Source organism: Nonomuraea sp. NPDC000554, from assembly GCF_040300065.1.
Taxonomy (GTDB): Bacteria; Actinomycetota; Actinomycetes; order Streptosporangiales; family Streptosporangiaceae; genus Nonomuraea.
Genome location: NZ_JBEPDC010000003.1, coordinates 43580 through 59414, shown reverse-complemented (window position 1 = coordinate 59414; position 15835 = coordinate 43580). Strand labels below are relative to the sequence as shown.

The 15835-nt window shown below is 71.6% G+C and carries 17 protein-coding genes; 8 read left to right on the top strand and 9 right to left on the bottom strand.

Going from position 1 to position 15835, the window contains the following annotated elements:
* The first annotated feature begins 2 nt into the window (after nt 1–2).
* Nucleotides 3–1175: a threonine synthase gene (locus ABT294_RS06700; protein ID WP_350804048.1), complete on the top strand. Its 1173-nt coding sequence runs from the start codon at nt 3–5 to the stop codon at nt 1173–1175.
* Between the two features lie 19 nt (nt 1176–1194).
* Here the strand turns inward: ABT294_RS06700 and ABT294_RS06695 are convergent, their stop codons facing one another.
* From ABT294_RS06695 to ABT294_RS06685, 3 genes are read right to left on the bottom strand one after another with little or no spacing between them, the layout of a single operon-like run.
* On the bottom strand, nt 1195–1875 hold the full coding sequence (locus tag ABT294_RS06695; RefSeq protein ID WP_350804047.1) for a hypothetical protein: 681 nt from the start codon (nt 1873–1875) through the stop codon (nt 1195–1197).
* Nucleotides 1872–4292: an ATP-dependent helicase HrpB gene (hrpB, locus tag ABT294_RS06690; RefSeq protein WP_350804046.1), complete on the bottom strand. Its 2421-nt coding sequence runs from the start codon at nt 4290–4292 to the stop codon at nt 1872–1874. The genes ABT294_RS06695 and hrpB overlap by 4 nt, the downstream gene beginning before the upstream one ends.
* The gene (locus ABT294_RS06685; RefSeq protein ID WP_350804045.1) at nt 4279–4596 is read right to left on the bottom strand and encodes an ArsR/SmtB family transcription factor; all 318 of its coding nucleotides are present in this window, start codon (nt 4594–4596) and stop codon (nt 4279–4281) included. The genes hrpB and ABT294_RS06685 overlap by 14 nt, the downstream gene beginning before the upstream one ends.
* A gap of 91 nt (nt 4597–4687) precedes the next feature.
* On the opposite strand from ABT294_RS06685, the gene ABT294_RS06680 reads away from it, so the two are divergent.
* Together ABT294_RS06680 and ABT294_RS06675 are read left to right on the top strand one after the other, a co-directional pair.
* Nucleotides 4688–5848, top strand: a complete 1161-nt coding sequence (locus tag ABT294_RS06680) for an MFS transporter (protein WP_350804044.1) — start codon at nt 4688–4690, stop codon at nt 5846–5848.
* A gap of 48 nt (nt 5849–5896) precedes the next feature.
* Nucleotides 5897–6277: a hypothetical protein gene (locus tag ABT294_RS06675; protein ID WP_350804043.1), complete on the top strand. Its 381-nt coding sequence runs from the start codon at nt 5897–5899 to the stop codon at nt 6275–6277.
* Nucleotides 6278–6279: 2 nt separating this feature from the next.
* On the opposite strand, the gene ABT294_RS06670 is transcribed toward ABT294_RS06675, so the two are convergent.
* Both ABT294_RS06670 and ABT294_RS06665 read right to left on the bottom strand, forming a co-directional pair.
* Nucleotides 6280–7110, bottom strand: coding sequence for an undecaprenyl-diphosphate phosphatase (locus ABT294_RS06670; protein ID WP_350804042.1), 831 nt, complete (start codon nt 7108–7110; stop codon nt 6280–6282).
* 98 nt (nt 7111–7208) lie between these two features.
* Nucleotides 7209–8021: an NAD(P)H-binding protein gene (locus ABT294_RS06665; protein ID WP_350804041.1), complete on the bottom strand. Its 813-nt coding sequence runs from the start codon at nt 8019–8021 to the stop codon at nt 7209–7211.
* Between the two features lie 74 nt (nt 8022–8095).
* Between ABT294_RS06665 and ABT294_RS06660 the strand changes: the two genes are divergently transcribed.
* The 4 genes from ABT294_RS06660 to lipB all read left to right on the top strand — a co-directional run bounded on the left by ABT294_RS06660 (nt 8096) and on the right by lipB (nt 10476).
* Complete coding sequence (locus ABT294_RS06660) at nt 8096–9016, top strand: AraC family transcriptional regulator (RefSeq protein ID WP_350804040.1); 921 nt, start codon at nt 8096–8098, stop codon at nt 9014–9016.
* Nucleotides 9013–9528: an HAD domain-containing protein gene (locus tag ABT294_RS06655; protein WP_350804038.1), complete on the top strand. Its 516-nt coding sequence runs from the start codon at nt 9013–9015 to the stop codon at nt 9526–9528. Before ABT294_RS06660 ends, ABT294_RS06655 begins: the two co-directional genes overlap by 4 nt.
* Nucleotides 9529–9589: 61 nt before the next feature.
* The gene (locus tag ABT294_RS06650) at nt 9590–9772 is read left to right on the top strand and encodes a PspC domain-containing protein (protein WP_350804037.1); all 183 of its coding nucleotides are present in this window, start codon (nt 9590–9592) and stop codon (nt 9770–9772) included.
* A gap of 59 nt (nt 9773–9831) precedes the next feature.
* Nucleotides 9832–10476 carry a lipoyl(octanoyl) transferase LipB gene (gene lipB / locus ABT294_RS06645; protein ID WP_350804036.1) on the top strand — a complete coding sequence of 215 codons (645 nt, stop codon included), beginning with the start codon at nt 9832–9834 and terminating at the stop codon, nt 10474–10476.
* Here the strand turns inward: lipB and ABT294_RS06640 are convergent.
* From ABT294_RS06640 to ABT294_RS06625, 4 genes are all read right to left on the bottom strand, one after another.
* On the bottom strand, nt 10473–12008 hold the full coding sequence (locus ABT294_RS06640) for an amino acid permease (RefSeq protein ID WP_350804035.1): 1536 nt from the start codon (nt 12006–12008) through the stop codon (nt 10473–10475). The two genes, lipB and ABT294_RS06640, sit on opposite strands and share 4 nt — an antisense overlap.
* Nucleotides 12009–12130: 122 nt before the next feature.
* Nucleotides 12131–12673 carry a type 1 glutamine amidotransferase domain-containing protein gene (locus ABT294_RS06635; protein ID WP_350804034.1) on the bottom strand — a complete coding sequence of 181 codons (543 nt, stop codon included), beginning with the start codon at nt 12671–12673 and terminating at the stop codon, nt 12131–12133.
* 71 nt (nt 12674–12744) lie between these two features.
* Entirely contained in the window at nt 12745–13374 is a 630-nt protein-coding gene (locus tag ABT294_RS06630) for a Pr6Pr family membrane protein (RefSeq protein ID WP_350804033.1), read from the bottom strand.
* A 126-nt stretch (nt 13375–13500) separates the two neighbouring features.
* A complete protein-coding gene (locus tag ABT294_RS06625) occupies nt 13501–13854 on the bottom strand; it encodes a ribosomal maturation YjgA family protein (protein ID WP_350804032.1) in 354 nt (117 codons plus the stop codon).
* A 306-nt stretch (nt 13855–14160) separates the two neighbouring features.
* Here ABT294_RS06625 and ABT294_RS06620 point away from each other — a divergent pair, with 306 nt between their 5' ends.
* Nucleotides 14161–15801 carry an ABC-F family ATP-binding cassette domain-containing protein gene (locus tag ABT294_RS06620; RefSeq protein WP_350804031.1) on the top strand — a complete coding sequence of 547 codons (1641 nt, stop codon included), beginning with the start codon at nt 14161–14163 and terminating at the stop codon, nt 15799–15801.
* Nucleotides 15802–15835 lie beyond the last annotated feature (34 nt).

Genomic DNA, 15835 nt, shown 5'->3' with positions numbered 1-15835 from the left:
ATGTGGAATCTCTTGCGATCGGCCAGCGCTCACTCGGCGACCCCCTGGCCGTCTTTCCGTTGTGGCCGCCGTTGACCCGTGGCTGCCCCGAGACCAGCACCGACGACCTCGCCTACCCGGTCGAGGTCGACTACGACTACTCCCGGGTGCCGCGCGAGCTGTTCGAGCAGCCGCCGGGGCCGGACATCGCGCGGTGGGCGCCGCTGCTGCCGCCGTTGCACGCCCCGACGCTGGGCGAGGGCGGCACGCCGCTGCTGGAGCTGGGCGACGGCGTCCACATCAAGGACGAGTCGCGCAACCCCACCTGGTCGCACAAGGACCGGTTGAACCGGGTCACCGTCAGCGCCGCCGTCGGAGCAGGGGCGCCGGGCGTGGTGGTGGCGTCCTCGGGGAACCATGCCGCCTCGGCCGCCGCGTACGCGGCTCGCGCCGGTCTGCCCGCGATCGTGCTGGCCTCGGCCGAGTCGCCGCGTGCGGTGCAGTCGTTCGTCCGGGCGTTCGGGGCGAAGGTGCTGACCGTGCCGACGGAGGCCCGGTGGCCGCTGATGCGCCAGATCGTGGACCGGCTCGGCTACCACCCGGTCAGCAACCTGACCGTCACCCACACCGGGCATCCGTTCGGGGCCGAGGGGTACAAGACCATCGCGTACGAGCTGTTCGCGCAGCTCGGGAGGGTTCCCGCGGCCGTGTTCGCGCCGACCGGCTACGCGGAGCTGCTCTACGGCGTGTGGAAGGGCTTCACGGAGCTGCGCCGGCTCGGGGTGGCCGACGACGCGCCGCGGATGTTCTCCTGCGAACCCGCCGCCGGCGGGCCGAACGCGCGGGCCGTCGGCACGGCCGTCCCCGCCGCGGTCGTCGAGGTCGGGGCCACGGACGCGTACGGGATCAGCTGCTCGGTGGGCGGGCACCGGGGCGTGCGGGCGGTCCGCGACAGCGGCGGCGACGCCCTCCTGGTCACCGACGGCGAGCTGCGCGAGGCCCAGCGGGACCTTGCCCGTCACGGGCTGTGGCAGGAGTTGTCGGGCGCGGCCGGGCTGGCGGCCTATCGCAGGCTGGGCCGCGCGTTCGACGGCCCCGTGGTGTGCGTGGGCACGTCGAGCGGCTTCAAGGACGTCGGCGTGGGCGACGAGCCGATCGAGGTCCTGACGTCCCCGACCCTGGACGACGTGCTCTGATCCCGAACATCTCAGTGGCTCAGGAGTGCAGCCAGACGCGGAGCGGGCCGGTCGTGGTGAAGCCCTGGCGCACGGCGGGTTCGGGGTCGGACTCGTAGCCGACCAGGTGGTGGCCGGGGAAGAGGGCTGCGGCCTGGGCGATCGTGCCCTGCCAGGCGCTGTCGAGGTCGCAGCCGTCCGCGAAGACGTTGGAGACGCCGATCAGGCGGCCGGTGCTGTTGAGGACGCTGCCGCAGACGATCCCGCCGTCGCGCCTGCCCGCCAGGACGGTCGCCTCGGCCAGCAGGGACGCCGGGAACAGCCCCTGGGTCTCGCCGTCGAAGCAGGCCTGCTCCCATTCGCGCAGCGCTTCCGGCGTGCGGACCACCTCCCAGCCGACGGCACCGCCGGCGCCCTTGGCCTCGGGTGTGGCGGGGCGGTGGATCCAGCGGGCGTCGAACAGGACGTGGAAGCCGTGGGACGTCAGGTCGAGGGTGGCGAAGCTGTCCTTGACCGACGCGCCGGGCCCCGGGTCGATGCCGTCGAGGACGTCCGCGGCGGTGGCGTCAGGGGTGAGGGTCACGGCGTCGGGATAGTACGGCGGGGTCCGGCGCGGGTTCGTCCAGGCGCGGGACGTGAAGCGGCCGGGGAGGCCGTGCGCCCGGCACATCGCGTCGCACCACGCGGCGTTGTTGCGGGCCGCTTCGAGCACGTACGTCATTGTTTCCTTTTCACCCGGTTCGTGGGGACGGCCGTGAGCGGATCTTCCGGCCAGGGATGCTTCGGGTACCGGCCGCGCAGTTCCGCACGGACGGCGCGGTAGCCGTCGCGCCAGAACGACGCCAGGTCGGCCGTGACCGCCACCGGGCGGCCCGCGGGGGAGAGCAGGTGCACCAGCAACGGGACGCCCGCGATCTGGGGCGCCTCGTCCCAGCCGAACAGCTCCTGCAGCTTGACGGCGAGCACCGGCTGCTCGCCCGAGTAGTCGACGCGCACCCGCGACCCGCTGGGGACCTCGACGCGTTCCGGCGCGACCGCGTCCAGCCGCTCGCTCCACGGGACGAGCCGTTTCAGCGCGGCTGCGACGTCGATCCGCTCCAGGTCGGCGCGGCGGCGGGCCCTGGAGAGCTCGGGCTCCAGCCACTGGTCCGCCAGGTCGACGAGGGCGTCCATCGGGGGCCAGGGGGCGCCGAGGGCGCGATGGCAGAAGGCCAGCCGGTCGCGTACCGCCTTCGCCTCTTTCGTCCAGGTCAGGACGTCCTCGGTGCGCAGGCCGTGCAGGAGGGCGTCGCGCACGTCCGCGTCGGGGAGCGGCGTGGACGACAGCTCGATCGCGCCCAGCCGCTCGACCACCCGCGCGGAGACGTCCCCGCGCCGCTCGCCCGGCGGCACCCGCCAGGTGACCTCCTCCTCGGTCGTGACGGGGAACGCCAGCCTCGCGGTCTCCTCGTCGATCACGACGGCCTGCCGGACGCGCGCCGAGGCCGCCCCCGTGGGACGGTCCGCGACGGCGACGGCCAGCCAGTGGGCCCGCGCGAGCTTCGACCCCTCCCCGAGCTGCGCCGCGGTGCCGGACGCCATCAGGTACCCGCCGCCGCGCCGCCGGGCCACCCGCTCGGGGAACGCCAGCGCCACCGCCAGCCCCGCCAGCGCGTCATCGCCCAGCGTCGCGGACCGCAGGTTCGCCACGCCCGGCTCCGAGATGGGCGCGCGGCCTCCCGGCGTGGTTCTGGACAGGCGGGCGACCTCCTGGCGCCAGCGGGCGGCGAAGGCGTCGCCGCCCCGGCGGGCCGCCCGCCAGACCTCCACCAGGTCGTCGCCCGCCTCGCGGGGAAGCTGGTCGGACAGCAGGGCGACCACCTCGGCGGCCCGGGGCCCGAGGTCGATCAGCGCCCTCGCCAGCCGCGGGTGGACGCCGAGCCGCGCCATGCTCCTGCCCCGGGCCGTCACCCGGTGCGAGTCGACGGCGCCGAGGCCGCGCAGGGTCCGGGTGGCCGCGGCCATCGCGGCCGCCGGGGGCGGGTCGAGCAGGGCCAGGGCGGCGACGTCGCGGACACCCCAGCAGGCCGTCTGCAGGGCGAAGGACGTCAGGTCGGCGAGGGCGATCTCCGGCCTCGGATGGTCGGCCAGGCGCTCGTGTTCGGCCGCCGACCAGCAGCGGTAGACGGTTCCCTGCGCCTCGCGGCCCGCCCGCCCGGCGCGCTGGACGGCGGCGGCCTTGGAGACGCGGACGGTCGTGAGCGAGCCGAGGCCGCGGGCGTGGTCGGTGCGCGGCTCGCGGGCCAGGCCGGAGTCGACCACCACGCGCACCCCGGGGACGGTCAGGCTCGACTCGGCGACCGACGTGGCCAGCACCACCCTGCGCGCGGCGCCGGGCGACAGGACGGCGTCCTGGACGCGGGCCGGGGCCTGGCCGTGTACCTGGAGGACCTCGACGCCGTCGAGCATCCCGGCCACCCTGGCGATCTCGCCCACGCCGGGCAGGAAGCAGAGCACGTCCCCGTCGCGTTCGGCCAGCGCGCGGCGTACCACCTGCGCCACGTGGGCCAGCAGGGCCGGATCGACGCGCAGCCCGTGCGGCGGCGCGGCAGGGCGCGCGGGCGGCGCCCACACGGTCTCGACGGGGTGCGGGACGCCGGACGCGCGCACGATCGGCGCGTCGCCGAGCAGCCGGGACCAGGGGGCGGCGTCGGCGGTGGCCGAGGTGGCCAGGAGGCGGAGGTCTGGCCGGAGCGTGTCGCGGACGTCCAGGAGGAAGGCGAGGGCGGTGTCGGCGTCCAGGTGCCGCTCGTGGCACTCGTCGAGCATGACCACCTCGACCCCGGACAGTTCCTGGTCGCGTTGCAGGCGCTGGAGGAGGACGCCGGTGGTGACGACCTCCACCATCGGGTTCGCCCCGGTGTGCCGCTCGCCGCGGATGGTGTAGCTCACCCCCATCCGCCGGGCCGCGGCGCGCACCGCGAGCCGTCGCGGCTCCGCCACCAGGACGCGCAGCCCGGCCTCCGCCAGGGCGAGCGGCACGACGGTGGTCTTGCCGCTGCCGGGTGGCGCGGTCAGCACGGCCGTGCCGTGCCGTTCCAGGCTGTCGAGCAGCTCCGGCAGGACGTGACGGACGGGCAGCGGCTCAGGCGTTGACATGCGCCGCGGACAGCACGGAGTCGATCAGGCCGGGGAAGCGGGCGTCGAGGTCCTCGCGGCGCAGGCTCATGATCTTCAGCCTGCCTTCCTGCCTGGTCAGGACGACGCCGGCCTCGCGCAGCGTCCGGTAGTGGTGCGAGGCGGTGGACTTGTGGACGCCCAGCTCGTCGCCGGCGGTGGAACAGGACATCTCCCCGTGGACGGCCAGCCGGGTGACGATCTCCAGTCGCACCGGGTCGGACAGCGCGCGCAGAACCTCGGTGAGCTGGATGTCTTCGGTGGCCGGATGCGGCAGCAGGCGCATGCTTCGAGCCTACCTCCGTTCTATTGTTTGACAACAATCAAATCGTACGCCAGTTTGATGAGCGACACACTGAAGACCCTCGGAGGGTTCCTTGACTACGCGGCTCTACCCCCTGGCGTTGGGAAACTTCGCCGTCGGTACGGGGATGTTCGTCACCGCCGGGCTGCTGCCGCCGATCTCCCGGGATCTCGGCATCTCCCCTTCGGCCGCCGGGCAGCTCATGACCGTCTTCGCGCTGGCCTACGCGGTCCTTTCGCCCGTGCTCGCCGCGGTGACCGCGCGCCTGTCGCGCAAGCGGTTACTGCTGCTCGCGCTGGCCGTCTTCGTCGCAGGCAACACGCTGACCGCGCTCGCGCCCACGTACCCCCTGGTCATGGCCACCCGGGTGGTCGCGGCGGCGGGGGCGGCCATGTTCACGCCGACCGCGTCCGGCGTGGCCACCGCGCTGACCTCGCCCGAGCGCCGAGGGCGCGCGCTGGCGCTGGTGATGGGCGGGCTGACCGTGGCGTCCGCGATCGGTGTGCCGCTCGGCACCTGGCTGGGCGGCGCGTCGGGCTGGCGGACCACGATCTGGCTGGTGGTCGCGCTCGGCGTACTGGGGTTCGCGGGCGTGGCGGCCGTGGTGCCCGATGTCAGGATCGCCGCCACGGGAGGGCTCGCCGAGCGGCTCGCCCCCCTGGCCGACCGGCGGGTGCTGGCGGTGCTGACCACGCAGTTCCTCTTCTTCGCCGCCGGGTTCACCGCCTACACCTACATCGGCTCGCTGTTCGACCTGCCGCTGCCCGCCGTGCTGTGGGCGTGGGGGCTGGGCGGCATCGTCGGCAACCAGCTCGGCGGACGGCTCACCGACACGTACGGGCCGCGGCGGATGGTGCTGATCGGGCTGGCCGCGTCGACGGTGTTCATGGGGCTCATCCCCGTCGCGAACCTGGCGCTGCCCGTGGCCCTGGTGTGGGCGTTCCTGTGGGGCGTGCTCGGCTGGCTGATCGCGCCCGCGCAGCAGTACAGGACGGTCGCCGCGGTGCCGGGCAACGTGCCGATCGGGCTCGGCCTGCTCGCCTCCGCGCAGTACTTGGGGCTGTTCGTGGCGGGCATCACGGGTGGGCTCGCGCTCGACCGGTACGGCAGGGCCGGCGTGATCGTCCTGGCGACGGCCCTCGGCGTGGTGGCGGTGCTGTTCACGGTCGCGACCTACCGGCCGGTCGCGGAGGAGGTTGAGAGCCCGTCCAGGGAGAGTTCGCCGGTCAGGTAGCGGCACGACCGGCCACGCCTCGGGGATCTTTGGTCCAGAATGGCCGACGTGTCCGATCAGACAGACCCCCGCGACGAGCCCGCCCCCTTCGGCGCCGTCGTCTTTCTCACCGCGGCCTCAGCCGTGGCGATCATCGCGTTCGCGAGCCTGCTGAGTGACCCGCCGGGGCTCAAGCTGTTGCTCCTCGGCCCCGTCGCGCTGGTGGTGTTCGAGGTGGTGACCAACGAGGTCTGGTGGAAGCGCTGGTGGGGGGCGATCCCGGGCGCGGTGGCCGGGCTGGCGGTCTACTTCGAGGGCCGCGACATGCTCACCGACGTCATGACCGACACCTGGGCCCACCCGATCGCGTACGTGGCGGCCTGGACGCTGTTCGCGGTCGTCTTCGCCCTCGCCAGCCGCTACCCGCGCACCTCCTTCTCGGCCGGTTGAGGTCAGCCCTGGGCCGGGATCCAGCCGAGGCTGACCGAGAGGATGACGAACAGGCCCAGGACGATCCGGTAGACGACGAACCAGGTGAAGCGGTGGTGGCTGATGTACTTCAGGAACCAGGCCACCGCCGCGTACCCGACCACGAACGAGATGACCGTCGCCACGATCGTCGGGCCCCAGGCGGGGGACTGGCCCTCGCCGATCTTGGCGACTTCCAGCAGGCCCGACGCCAGCACGGCCGGGATGGCCAGCAGGAACGAGTACTTGGCGGCGTCCTCTCGGCGGTAGTCGAGCAGGAGGCCCGCCGTGATGGTGCCGCCCGAGCGGGAGACGCCGGGGATCAGCGCCAGCGACTCGGCGAAGCCGTAGACGATGGCGTGGGTGGCGCTGAGGTGCTTCTCCAGCGTCAGCTTGTTGCGCGCGGTGCGGTCGGCCCACCACAGGATGATGGCGAAGACCACCAGCGTGGTGCCCACCAGGCGAAGGTCGCGGAAGACGGTCTCGATCTGGTCCTTGAGCAGCAGGCCGAGGACGCCGATCGGGAGGGTGCCGATGATGACGTACCAGCCCATCCGGGCGGCCCAGTGCCCGCGCAGGGACGGGGTCCACAGGGAGCGGGTCCAGGTGGAGATGATCTCCCAGATCTCTTTCCTGAAGTAGATGAGGACGGCCGCCTCGGTGCCGAGCTGGATCACGGCGGTGAAGGCCGCGCCGGGGTCCGGCCAGTGCAGGAACGCCGAGACCACCCGGATGTGGGCGCTGGAGGAGATGGGCAGGAACTCCGTAAGCCCCTGGATGAGCCCCAGCACCACCGCTTCGAGCCAGCCGATCACGTGGACACCTTCCGGAAAAGCCTGCGGAGTGACGAGGTGAGGCTAGCGGAAACGAGGGCCGAGCAGATGCTCGCGTGGGGTCGCAGGGGCTCTGGGGGTTACGGGCGGGCCCAGGCTTCGGCGTTCGCTCTGGCGTAGTCGGCGAAGTCGCGGGCGGGCCTTCCCAGCGCCTGCTGGACGCCGTCGGACAGGTGGGCGTTGCGGCCGTCGAGGACCTCGGCGAACAGCCCGTTCAGCGCCTCCACCTCCTCCTCCGGCACGCCGTGCGCGATCGCGGCCTCGGCGTACTGCTCGGCCGTGACCGGCACGTACGTGACCCGCCTGCCGGTCGCCCTGGACAGCTCGGCCGCGACGTCCGTGAAGGTCAGCAGCCTGGGCCCGGTCAGCTCGTAGAGCCGGCCCGCGTGCCCGTCGCGGGTCAGGGCCGCCACCGCGACGTCGGCGATGTCGTCCACGTCGACGAACGGCTCGGCCACGTCCGCGACGGGCAGCGCGATGACGCCCTCCAGCACCGCCTCCAGCAGGTAGCCCTCGCTGAAGTTCTGCATGAACCAGCCGCAGCGGACGATCGTCCAGTCGAGCCCGGACGCCTGCACGATCCGCTCGCTCGCCTCGGCCTGCGGCTCGCCCCTGCCCGACAGCAGGACCAGCCGCTTGACGCCGCAGCGGACGGCGAGCGCGGTGAGCGCCTCGATGTCCTCCACCGCGCCGGGGAAGGCCAGGTCGGGGTAGTAGGACACGTAGACGGCCTCGACGCCCTCCAGGGCGGGCGCCCAGGTCGCCCGGTCCGTCCAGTCGAAGCCCGGTTCGGCGGAGCGGGACCCGATGCGCACGGGAACGTCGAGAGCGGCGAGCCTGTCAGCCACACGGCGGCCGGTCTTGCCCGTGCCGCCCAGCACCAAAGTTGTCATGCCTCTAGTAAGCCGTCATACCGTGAGACTATCCATGCTTGAGGAGCGCAATCTCATATGCAATCGTCTAACACATGGACCAGTTGGCTGCCCTCCTCGACGGCCCACGAGCCCGCGGGGCCTTCCTGCTCCGCTCGCTCCTCGACCCGCCCTGGTCGCTGCGCATCCAGGACGAGGCCCCGCTCACGCTGGTGGCGATGGTGCGCGGCGAGGCGTGGATCGTCCCGGAATCGGGCGAGCCCGTGCCGCTGCTCCCCGGGGAGGTGGCGGTGCTGCGCGGGCCCGAGCCGTACACGGTGGCGGACGAGCCCGGCACGTCCCCGCAGATCGTCATCCATCCCGGCCAGCGCTGCACCACGCTCGACGGCCAGTCGATCTACCAGGCGATGGACCTGGGCGTCCGCACCTGGGGCAACAGTCCGGAGGGCGCCACCGTCATGATCACCGGCACCTACCAACTGGAGGGCGAGGTCAGCAGGAGGCTGCTCGAAGCGCTGCCGCCGCTGCTCGTCCAGCCGGGCGGCACCATCATCTCGCTGCTCGGCGCCGAGGTCGGCAAGGACGAACCGGGCCAGGAAGCGGTCCTCGACCGGCTGCTCGACCTGCTGCTCATCTCCGTGCTGCGCTCCTGGTTCGCCACCCACGACGCTCCCGCCTGGTACCGCGCGCAGAGCGACCCGGTGGTCGGCAAGGCCATGCGGATGCTGCACAACAACCCCGCGCACCCGTGGACCGTCGCCACCCTCGCCGCCGAGGTCGGCGTCTCGCGGGCGTCGCTGGCCAGGCGCTTCACCGACCTGGTGGGCGAGCCGCCGATGTCCTTCCTCACCGACTGGCGGCTGGCCCTCGCCGCCGACCTGCTGCGCGAGCCCGACGCCACGGTCGGCTCGGTCGCCAGGCAGGTCGGCTACGCCAGCCCGTACGCGCTCAGCGCCGCCTTCAAACGGGTGCGCGGGATCAGCCCGCAGGAGCACCGCACGGGAGCGGCACGGTGAAACCGCTCCTGCTCGTCGACGTCGACGGCGTCCTGAACCCGATGGGACGTCCGACGCCCGACTTCAGGCGCTACGAGTGCAGCATCGACGGGACCGCCTACACCGTCCACCTGAACCCCCGGCACGGCACCAGGCTGCTGGAACTGGCCGTGGAGACCGGTTCGGAGCTGGTCTGGGCGACCACCTGGGAGGAGCACGCCAACGAGTGGATCGCGCCCCGCCTCGGCCTGCCCGCCCTCCCGGTCGTGCGCATGGGGCCGTTCGAGCCGAGCGGGCGCGGCGAGATGTTCAAGACGCCGTACGTGGCCGCCTACGTGGCAGCGCTCGGGCGCAGGCCGTTCGTCTGGTTCGACGACCAGGTCTGGCTGGAGGACGAGGAGTATCTCAGGGGCCATCAGGGTCTGGACGACTTCCTGCTCGTCCACGTCGACCCGCGACGCGGCCTGACCAGCGAACACCTCGCCAGAGCCAGGGAGTGGCTGACCCTGTCAGGGTTTTCTCGGGGTCCCTGACGGGATACCGACGGCCTGCCTGCCCGTTCTCCAGGTAGGTGCGATTCACTGGAGGGAAACCATGTACCGCTCACGAGAGCATCGGATGCTGGCAGGAGTCTGCGGCGGTCTCGCCGACAGGATGGGCCTGCCGCCGACGCTCGTCCGGATCATCTGGCTGATCCTCTCGCTCCTCCCCGGCCCGATGTGGGTCGTCTACGTCGTGATGTGGATCCTCATCCCGGAGGAGCCGAAGCGCTACTGATCCACCGCCTGGTGAACCTGCGTGCGCTCATGCCCGGAGGGGGTTCTATCCTCGAAGGCATGAGGGCAAGGCCGCTGACGCTCATCCAGGACGAACTCGTCGACTACGACAAGGCGATGGAGCGCATGACCGACCTGGTCGGTCAGCGCCAGCGCGACGAGCGTCCCGACACTCTCTGGCTGCTGAGCCACCCGTCGATCTACACGGTCGGCCGCCGCACGCCGGTCGACCACCTGCCCGACCCCGCGCGCGGCATTCCCGTCATGGAGACCGGACGCGGGGGGCAGCTCACCTACCACGGCCCCGGCCAGCTCGTCGGCTACCTCATCGTCAAGCTCGGCGAGGAGGAGGGCATCGTCGACTACGTCCGCGAGGTCGAGCTCCGGCTGGTCGAGGCGCTCGGCAGGCTCGGCCTTCCGGCCGAGCGCCGCGACACCCCGCCCGGCTCGGAGCTGCTGACGGGCGTGTGGACGTCCGAGACCCGCCGCAAGATCATCTCGATCGGGATGAGGCAGAGCCGTGGCGTCACGAGCCACGGCTTCGCCCTCAACGTCGACGGCGACCTGGAGCCCTGGCACTGGGCGATCGCCTGCGGCATGCCCGACGTGGACATGACCTCGCTCAGGCGCGAGCTCGACGGCCGCGCGGACGTGTCCATGGACGACGTCCGCCCGGTCGTGGCCGCCGCCTTCGAGGCGTCCTAGCCGATGGGCACCTCGTCGACGTCGACCGTACGGCGGGGGCCGGTGAACCAGTGCCTGGCCGACAACGCCCACCACAGGGCGATGCCGATCAGCACGACGCCGACGAGGATCGGCGCGTAGTTCACGTCCGTCCAGGCGAAGTTCTTGTTGCCGGGGATGGCCGAGGGCTTGAGCGGCAGGATGAAGTAGATGGAGACGATGATGATCTCCGCGCAGGCGATCCACCCCATGACCCGATACTTCCTGCCCAGCGTCCACGGGCCGGGTTCGAACCTGTCACCCATCTTCAGCCTGAGCCAGATCGGGATCAGGAACGCCAGATAGAGGCCGACGACCGCGATCGACACCACCGCGTAGAACGCCACCGGGGTGGTCTGCCCGGCGGGCGCGTACAGCGCGGGCAGCGTGATCAGCGCGGCCACCACGCAGCCCGCGATGATCGCGTTGACCGGGGTGCGGTTGCGGTCCACCTTCGACCACAGCCGCCAGCCGGGCACCGCGCCGTCGCGGGAGAACGCGTACGTCATCCGCGACATCGAGGTTACGCAGCTCATGCCGCAGAAGAACTGGCCGATCGTGGAGATCGCGAAGATCGCCGTCGCCAGGGGAGAGGACAGCGCGGTCTCGAAGATGGCGCCGACGAAGCCGCCCTGCTTGTTGATCTCGTCCACGTCGGTGGCGGCGAACAGGAACGCCAGCAGCAGGATCCAGCCGCCGATCGCCGAGTAGAAGATCGACTGCCAGAGGCCGCGCGCGGCCGTCCGCGCCGCGCCCTGCGTCTCCTCCGAGACGTGCGCGCACGCGTCGAAGCCGGTGATCGTGTACTGGGTGAGCAGGAAGCCGAGCGGGAGCACGTAGAACCAGAACGGCAGCCCGCTGTCGCCGTTGCCGAACCCGGAGTTGTTGATCGTGTCGGTGAAGACGAAGCCGACCGTCTGGTGCTTGCTCGGCGCGAAGACCAGGATGGCCACCACGATCGCGGCCCCCGCCACGTGCCACCAGACCGACACGTTCTGGAGCAGCGAGATGAGCCGGTGGCTGTAGATGTTGATCAGCGCGTGCAGCACCAGGATGATCACGAACAGCAGGAACGCCTGCGAGAGCGTCGCCTCCCAGGCCCCGCCGGTCAGCCGGTTGATGGTGATGTTGAGGAAGGTGGCGCAGCCGTAGTCGACGGACGCCGTGACCGCGATGAGGCCGATCAGGTTGAGCCAGCCGGTGAACCAGCCGTGCACCGGCTTGCCCATGGTGGCGGCCCACCAGTAGATGCCGCCGGCGGTCGGGTACGCGGAGACCAGCTCCGACATGCAGAAACCGATGATCAGGATGAACAGGGAGATCAGCGGCCAACCCCATGAGATGGCGATGGGGCCGCCGTTGTTCCAGGCTTGACCGAAGGTGGTGAAGCAGCCGGCGAGGATCGAGATGATGGAGAAGGAGATGGCGAAGTTGGAGAAGCCGCTCCAGGTTCTCGCCAGCTCCTGCTTATAGCCGAGCTCGGCGAGCCGCCTGGAATCCTCTTCTGTTGTCATGAGATCTCCCTGTTGACGCGGAGCACTCAGTAATTGGTCCAGGTTTAGACCAATTCGTTCCGCGTGACAAGGTGTGACAGGGTAATTTTGCGCCTGTCAGGACCACAGAGAGCGTGTGGTTGTCAGTGGCTGAAGGCGTCGATCATGGCCTGGTCGAACGCCTTGAGGTCGTCTGGTTTGCGGCTGGTGACCAGGGTGTTCGGGCCGCTCGTGCAGATCGTCACCTCCCTGTCGACCCAGGTGGCGCCCGCGTTGCGGAGGTCCGTCTGAAGGCTGGGCCAGGAGGTGACCGTGCGGTCGCGCACCACGTTCGCCTCGATCAGGGTCCACGGCGCGTGGCAGATGGCCGCCACCGGCTTGCCCGCGTCGAAGAAGTCGCGGACGAAGCGCACCGCCTGTGGCTGGGTGCGCAGGAAGTCGGGGTTGGCGACGCCGCCCGGCAGCACGAGCCCGTCGAACTCGGACGCCGAGGCGTGGTCGACCGTGGCGTCCACGGCGAAGCGGTCGGCCTTGTCGAGGTGGTTGAAGGCCTGGATCTGGCCGGGCTCGGTGGAGATCAGCATCGGCGTGCCGCCCGCCTGCTTGATCGCCTTCCACGGTTCGGTCAGCTCGACCTGCTCCACCCCTTCCGGGGCGACGAGAAAGGCGATGGTCTTGCCGTTCATCAGGGCTCCCCCCTTCTGAGTGGTGCCTCCACCTGCCCCTATCCGGCTCGGCCCGATGTATGCGGTAGGAGTCAGGCGGCGACCTGCGCCGGGGTCGTGAGGCGGGCGGTGAGGTGGTGGAGGGCGATCAGGAGGTAGCCCACGACGACGAAGCCCGCCACGAGCCCGAGCGCCGCCAGCGTGAAGCCCGACCAGCCCAGCCGGTCCACGTTCAGGAACGGGTAGACGTACCGCCGGGCCGTCGTCTCGGGCAGCAGCGACGCTCTGATCAGCACGAACGCGCCGTACACCAGCGGGAACGCCAGCCACCTGGCCGGGTCGGCCCAGCGGGGGCGGCGCGTCCTGTCGAACGCCAGCCAGTCGACCAGCGCCATGACCGGTGTCACGTAGTGCAGCAGGAAGTTGCCCACCTGCCGGACTCCGCCGCCGAGCAGCGGCAGCGGGTTCGCGCCCCGCATCAGGAAGAAGTGCGCGACCAGCCCGGTGATCACGAGGTAGAGCGTGACGGCTCCCTTGAGCGTGGGGGACGTCCTGAGCGTGCCCGGGGTGTCGCGCCCCAGCAGCCGCCAGCCGTAGTAGAGCGCAAGGATGAGGTTGCTCTGGCCGGTGAAGTACATCCACGGGGTGCGGAGCGAGATCCCGAGGCAGACAAGCCCTACGACAGCCGCACAGACCAGCAGTAACCGCCAGATCGTCCGCATTGCGCCACCCTACTGGCGCTCAGCGGCGAGTGGGGCGGACTTCAGGAGGGTGGACGGGCGGGCGGGCGAGCAGGAGGCTTCAGGAAGGTGGTCGGGCGGGCGTGTAATGGCGAGTGGGGCGGGGGGTCAGGAGGGTGGTCGGGCGGGGCTGAAGCGGGCGTGCAGGGCGCAGGCCGCGGCGGCGCCGACGGCGTACCAGAACAGGTCCGGCGGGTTGAACGTGCTGCCCAGCAGCGGGCGTAGCACCGCGGGGATCTCGCCGAGCTGGGCGAACTCGATCGCCCAGCTCAGCCCGGCCGCCAACAGCGCGGCGACCACTGGCCGGACATGTCGCCAGGCGAGAACGATAAGCGCATAAATCAGGACTGTGTACAGCGCGTCACCGGCGTACTTCGCCACCGGCCCGTCCCACAGCGCCCGGACGCCGAGCCCGGCCACCACGGTGAGGGCGGCGACGACGAGAACCGGCAGACGCGACACGCCGCCCACCGTAGCGCCACCGGCAAGACCCACGGGCACCGCCACGGGGAAGGCCCACTGGCACCACCACGGGGAAGGCACACCGGCACCGCCACGGGGAAGGCACGCCGGCACCGCCACGGGGAAGGCACGCCGGCACCGCCACCGGGAAGGCCCGTCGGCAGCGCCACGGGGGAGACTCTCCGGCGGCGTTCCTGGGAAGGGCCGCCAGTAGCGTCACGGAGGGCCGCCGGTGGCGCCACCCAGGGGAGGCGCGCGCCGCCATCAGTGAAAAGGCGTTGCCCGTCCCGGCTAGCATCGGCGTACATGAGCGCGACCATGGTGGTGAAGGATCTGGGGGCCGGTCACGGCGAGCGGGTCCTGTTCTCGGGCCTCGACCTGGTGATCAGTCCTGGCGACGTCATCGGCCTGGTGGGCGCCAACGGCGCGGGCAAGTCGACGCTGCTGCGCCTGCTGGCCGGGCTGGACCAGGCGGAACAGGGCGCGGTGCGGCTGAGCCCGGCGACGGCCACGGTGGGCCACCTCCCCCAGGAGCCCGAGCGCAGGCCGGGCGAGACCGTCAGCAGGTTCCTCGCCAGGCGCACCGGCGTCGCGCGGGCCCAGGAGGAGCTCGACGCCGCCACCGAGGCGCTGGTCGAGCAGCGGCAGGGCGCTGACGACGCCTACAGCACGGCGCTGGAGCGGTGGCTCGCGCTGGGCGGCGCCGACCTGGCCGAGCGGGCCGAGGAGGTGGCGGCCGAGCTGGGGCTGTCCGTCGATCTGGAGCAGCCGATGACCTCGCTGTCGGGCGGCCAGGCGGCCCGCGCGGGCCTGGCGTCGCTGCTGCTCAGCCGCTACGACCTGTTCCTGCTGGACGAGCCCACCAACGACCTGGACCTCGACGGCCTGGAGCGGCTGGAGCGGTTCGTCACCGGCCTGCGCGCGGGCACGGTGCTGGTCAGCCACGACCGCGAGTTCCTGGCCAGGACGGTCACCGGCGTCCTCGAACTGGACCTGGCCCAGCAGCAGATCAGGCTGTACGGCGGCGGCTACCAGTCCTACCTGGAGGAGCGCGAGGTGGCCAGGCGGCACGCCCGCGAGCAGTACGAGCAGTACGCCGAGACCCGCTCCCAGCTGGAGACCCGCGCCCGCACCCAGCGCGCCTGGATGGAGAAGGGCGTGCGGAACGCCCGGCGCAAGGCGTCCGACAACGACAAGATCGGGCGCAACATGCGGGTCGAGACGACGGAGAAGCAGGCCGCCAAGGCCCGGCAGACGGAGAAGCTGATCGAGCGGCTGGACGTGGTGGAGGAGCCGCGCAAGGAGTGGGAGCTGCGCATGGAGATCGCGGCGGCGCCGCGTTCCGGCGCGGTGGTGGCGACCATGCGCGGCGCGGTGGCCAGGCGCGGGTCGTTCACGCTCGGCCCCGTCGACCTGGAGATCGGCTGGGCCGAAAGGGTGGCGATCACCGGGGCGAACGGCTCGGGCAAGACCACGCTGCTGGCCGCGATGCTCGGCCGGGCCCCGCTGGAGGAGGGGCACGCGGTACTCGGCCCGGGGGTCGTGGTGGGCGAGGTGGACCAGGCCAGGGGGCTGTTCGAGGGCGACGAGCCGCTGCTCGACGCGTTCTGCGCGCAGGCGCCCGGCCTGCTGCCCGCCGACGTGCGGACGCTGCTGGCCAAGTTCGGGCTGAAGGCCGCGCATGTGCTGCGTCCGGCCTCGACGCTCTCGCCCGGCGAGCGCACCCGTGCGGCGCTGGCGTTGTTGCAGGCCAAAGGGGTGAACCTGCTGGTGTTGGACGAGCCGACGAACCATCTCGACCTGCCCGCGATCGAGCAGCTGGAGTCGGCGCTGGCGGGTTACCCCGGCACGCTCCTGCTCGTCACGCACGACCGGCGGATGCTCGACGCGGTGCGGGTCGATCGGCGGCTGCGGGTGGACAACGGGCAGGTCTCGGACGATGCCTGAAAATTTACACCGCAGAAAGAAACGAGAGTGAAAC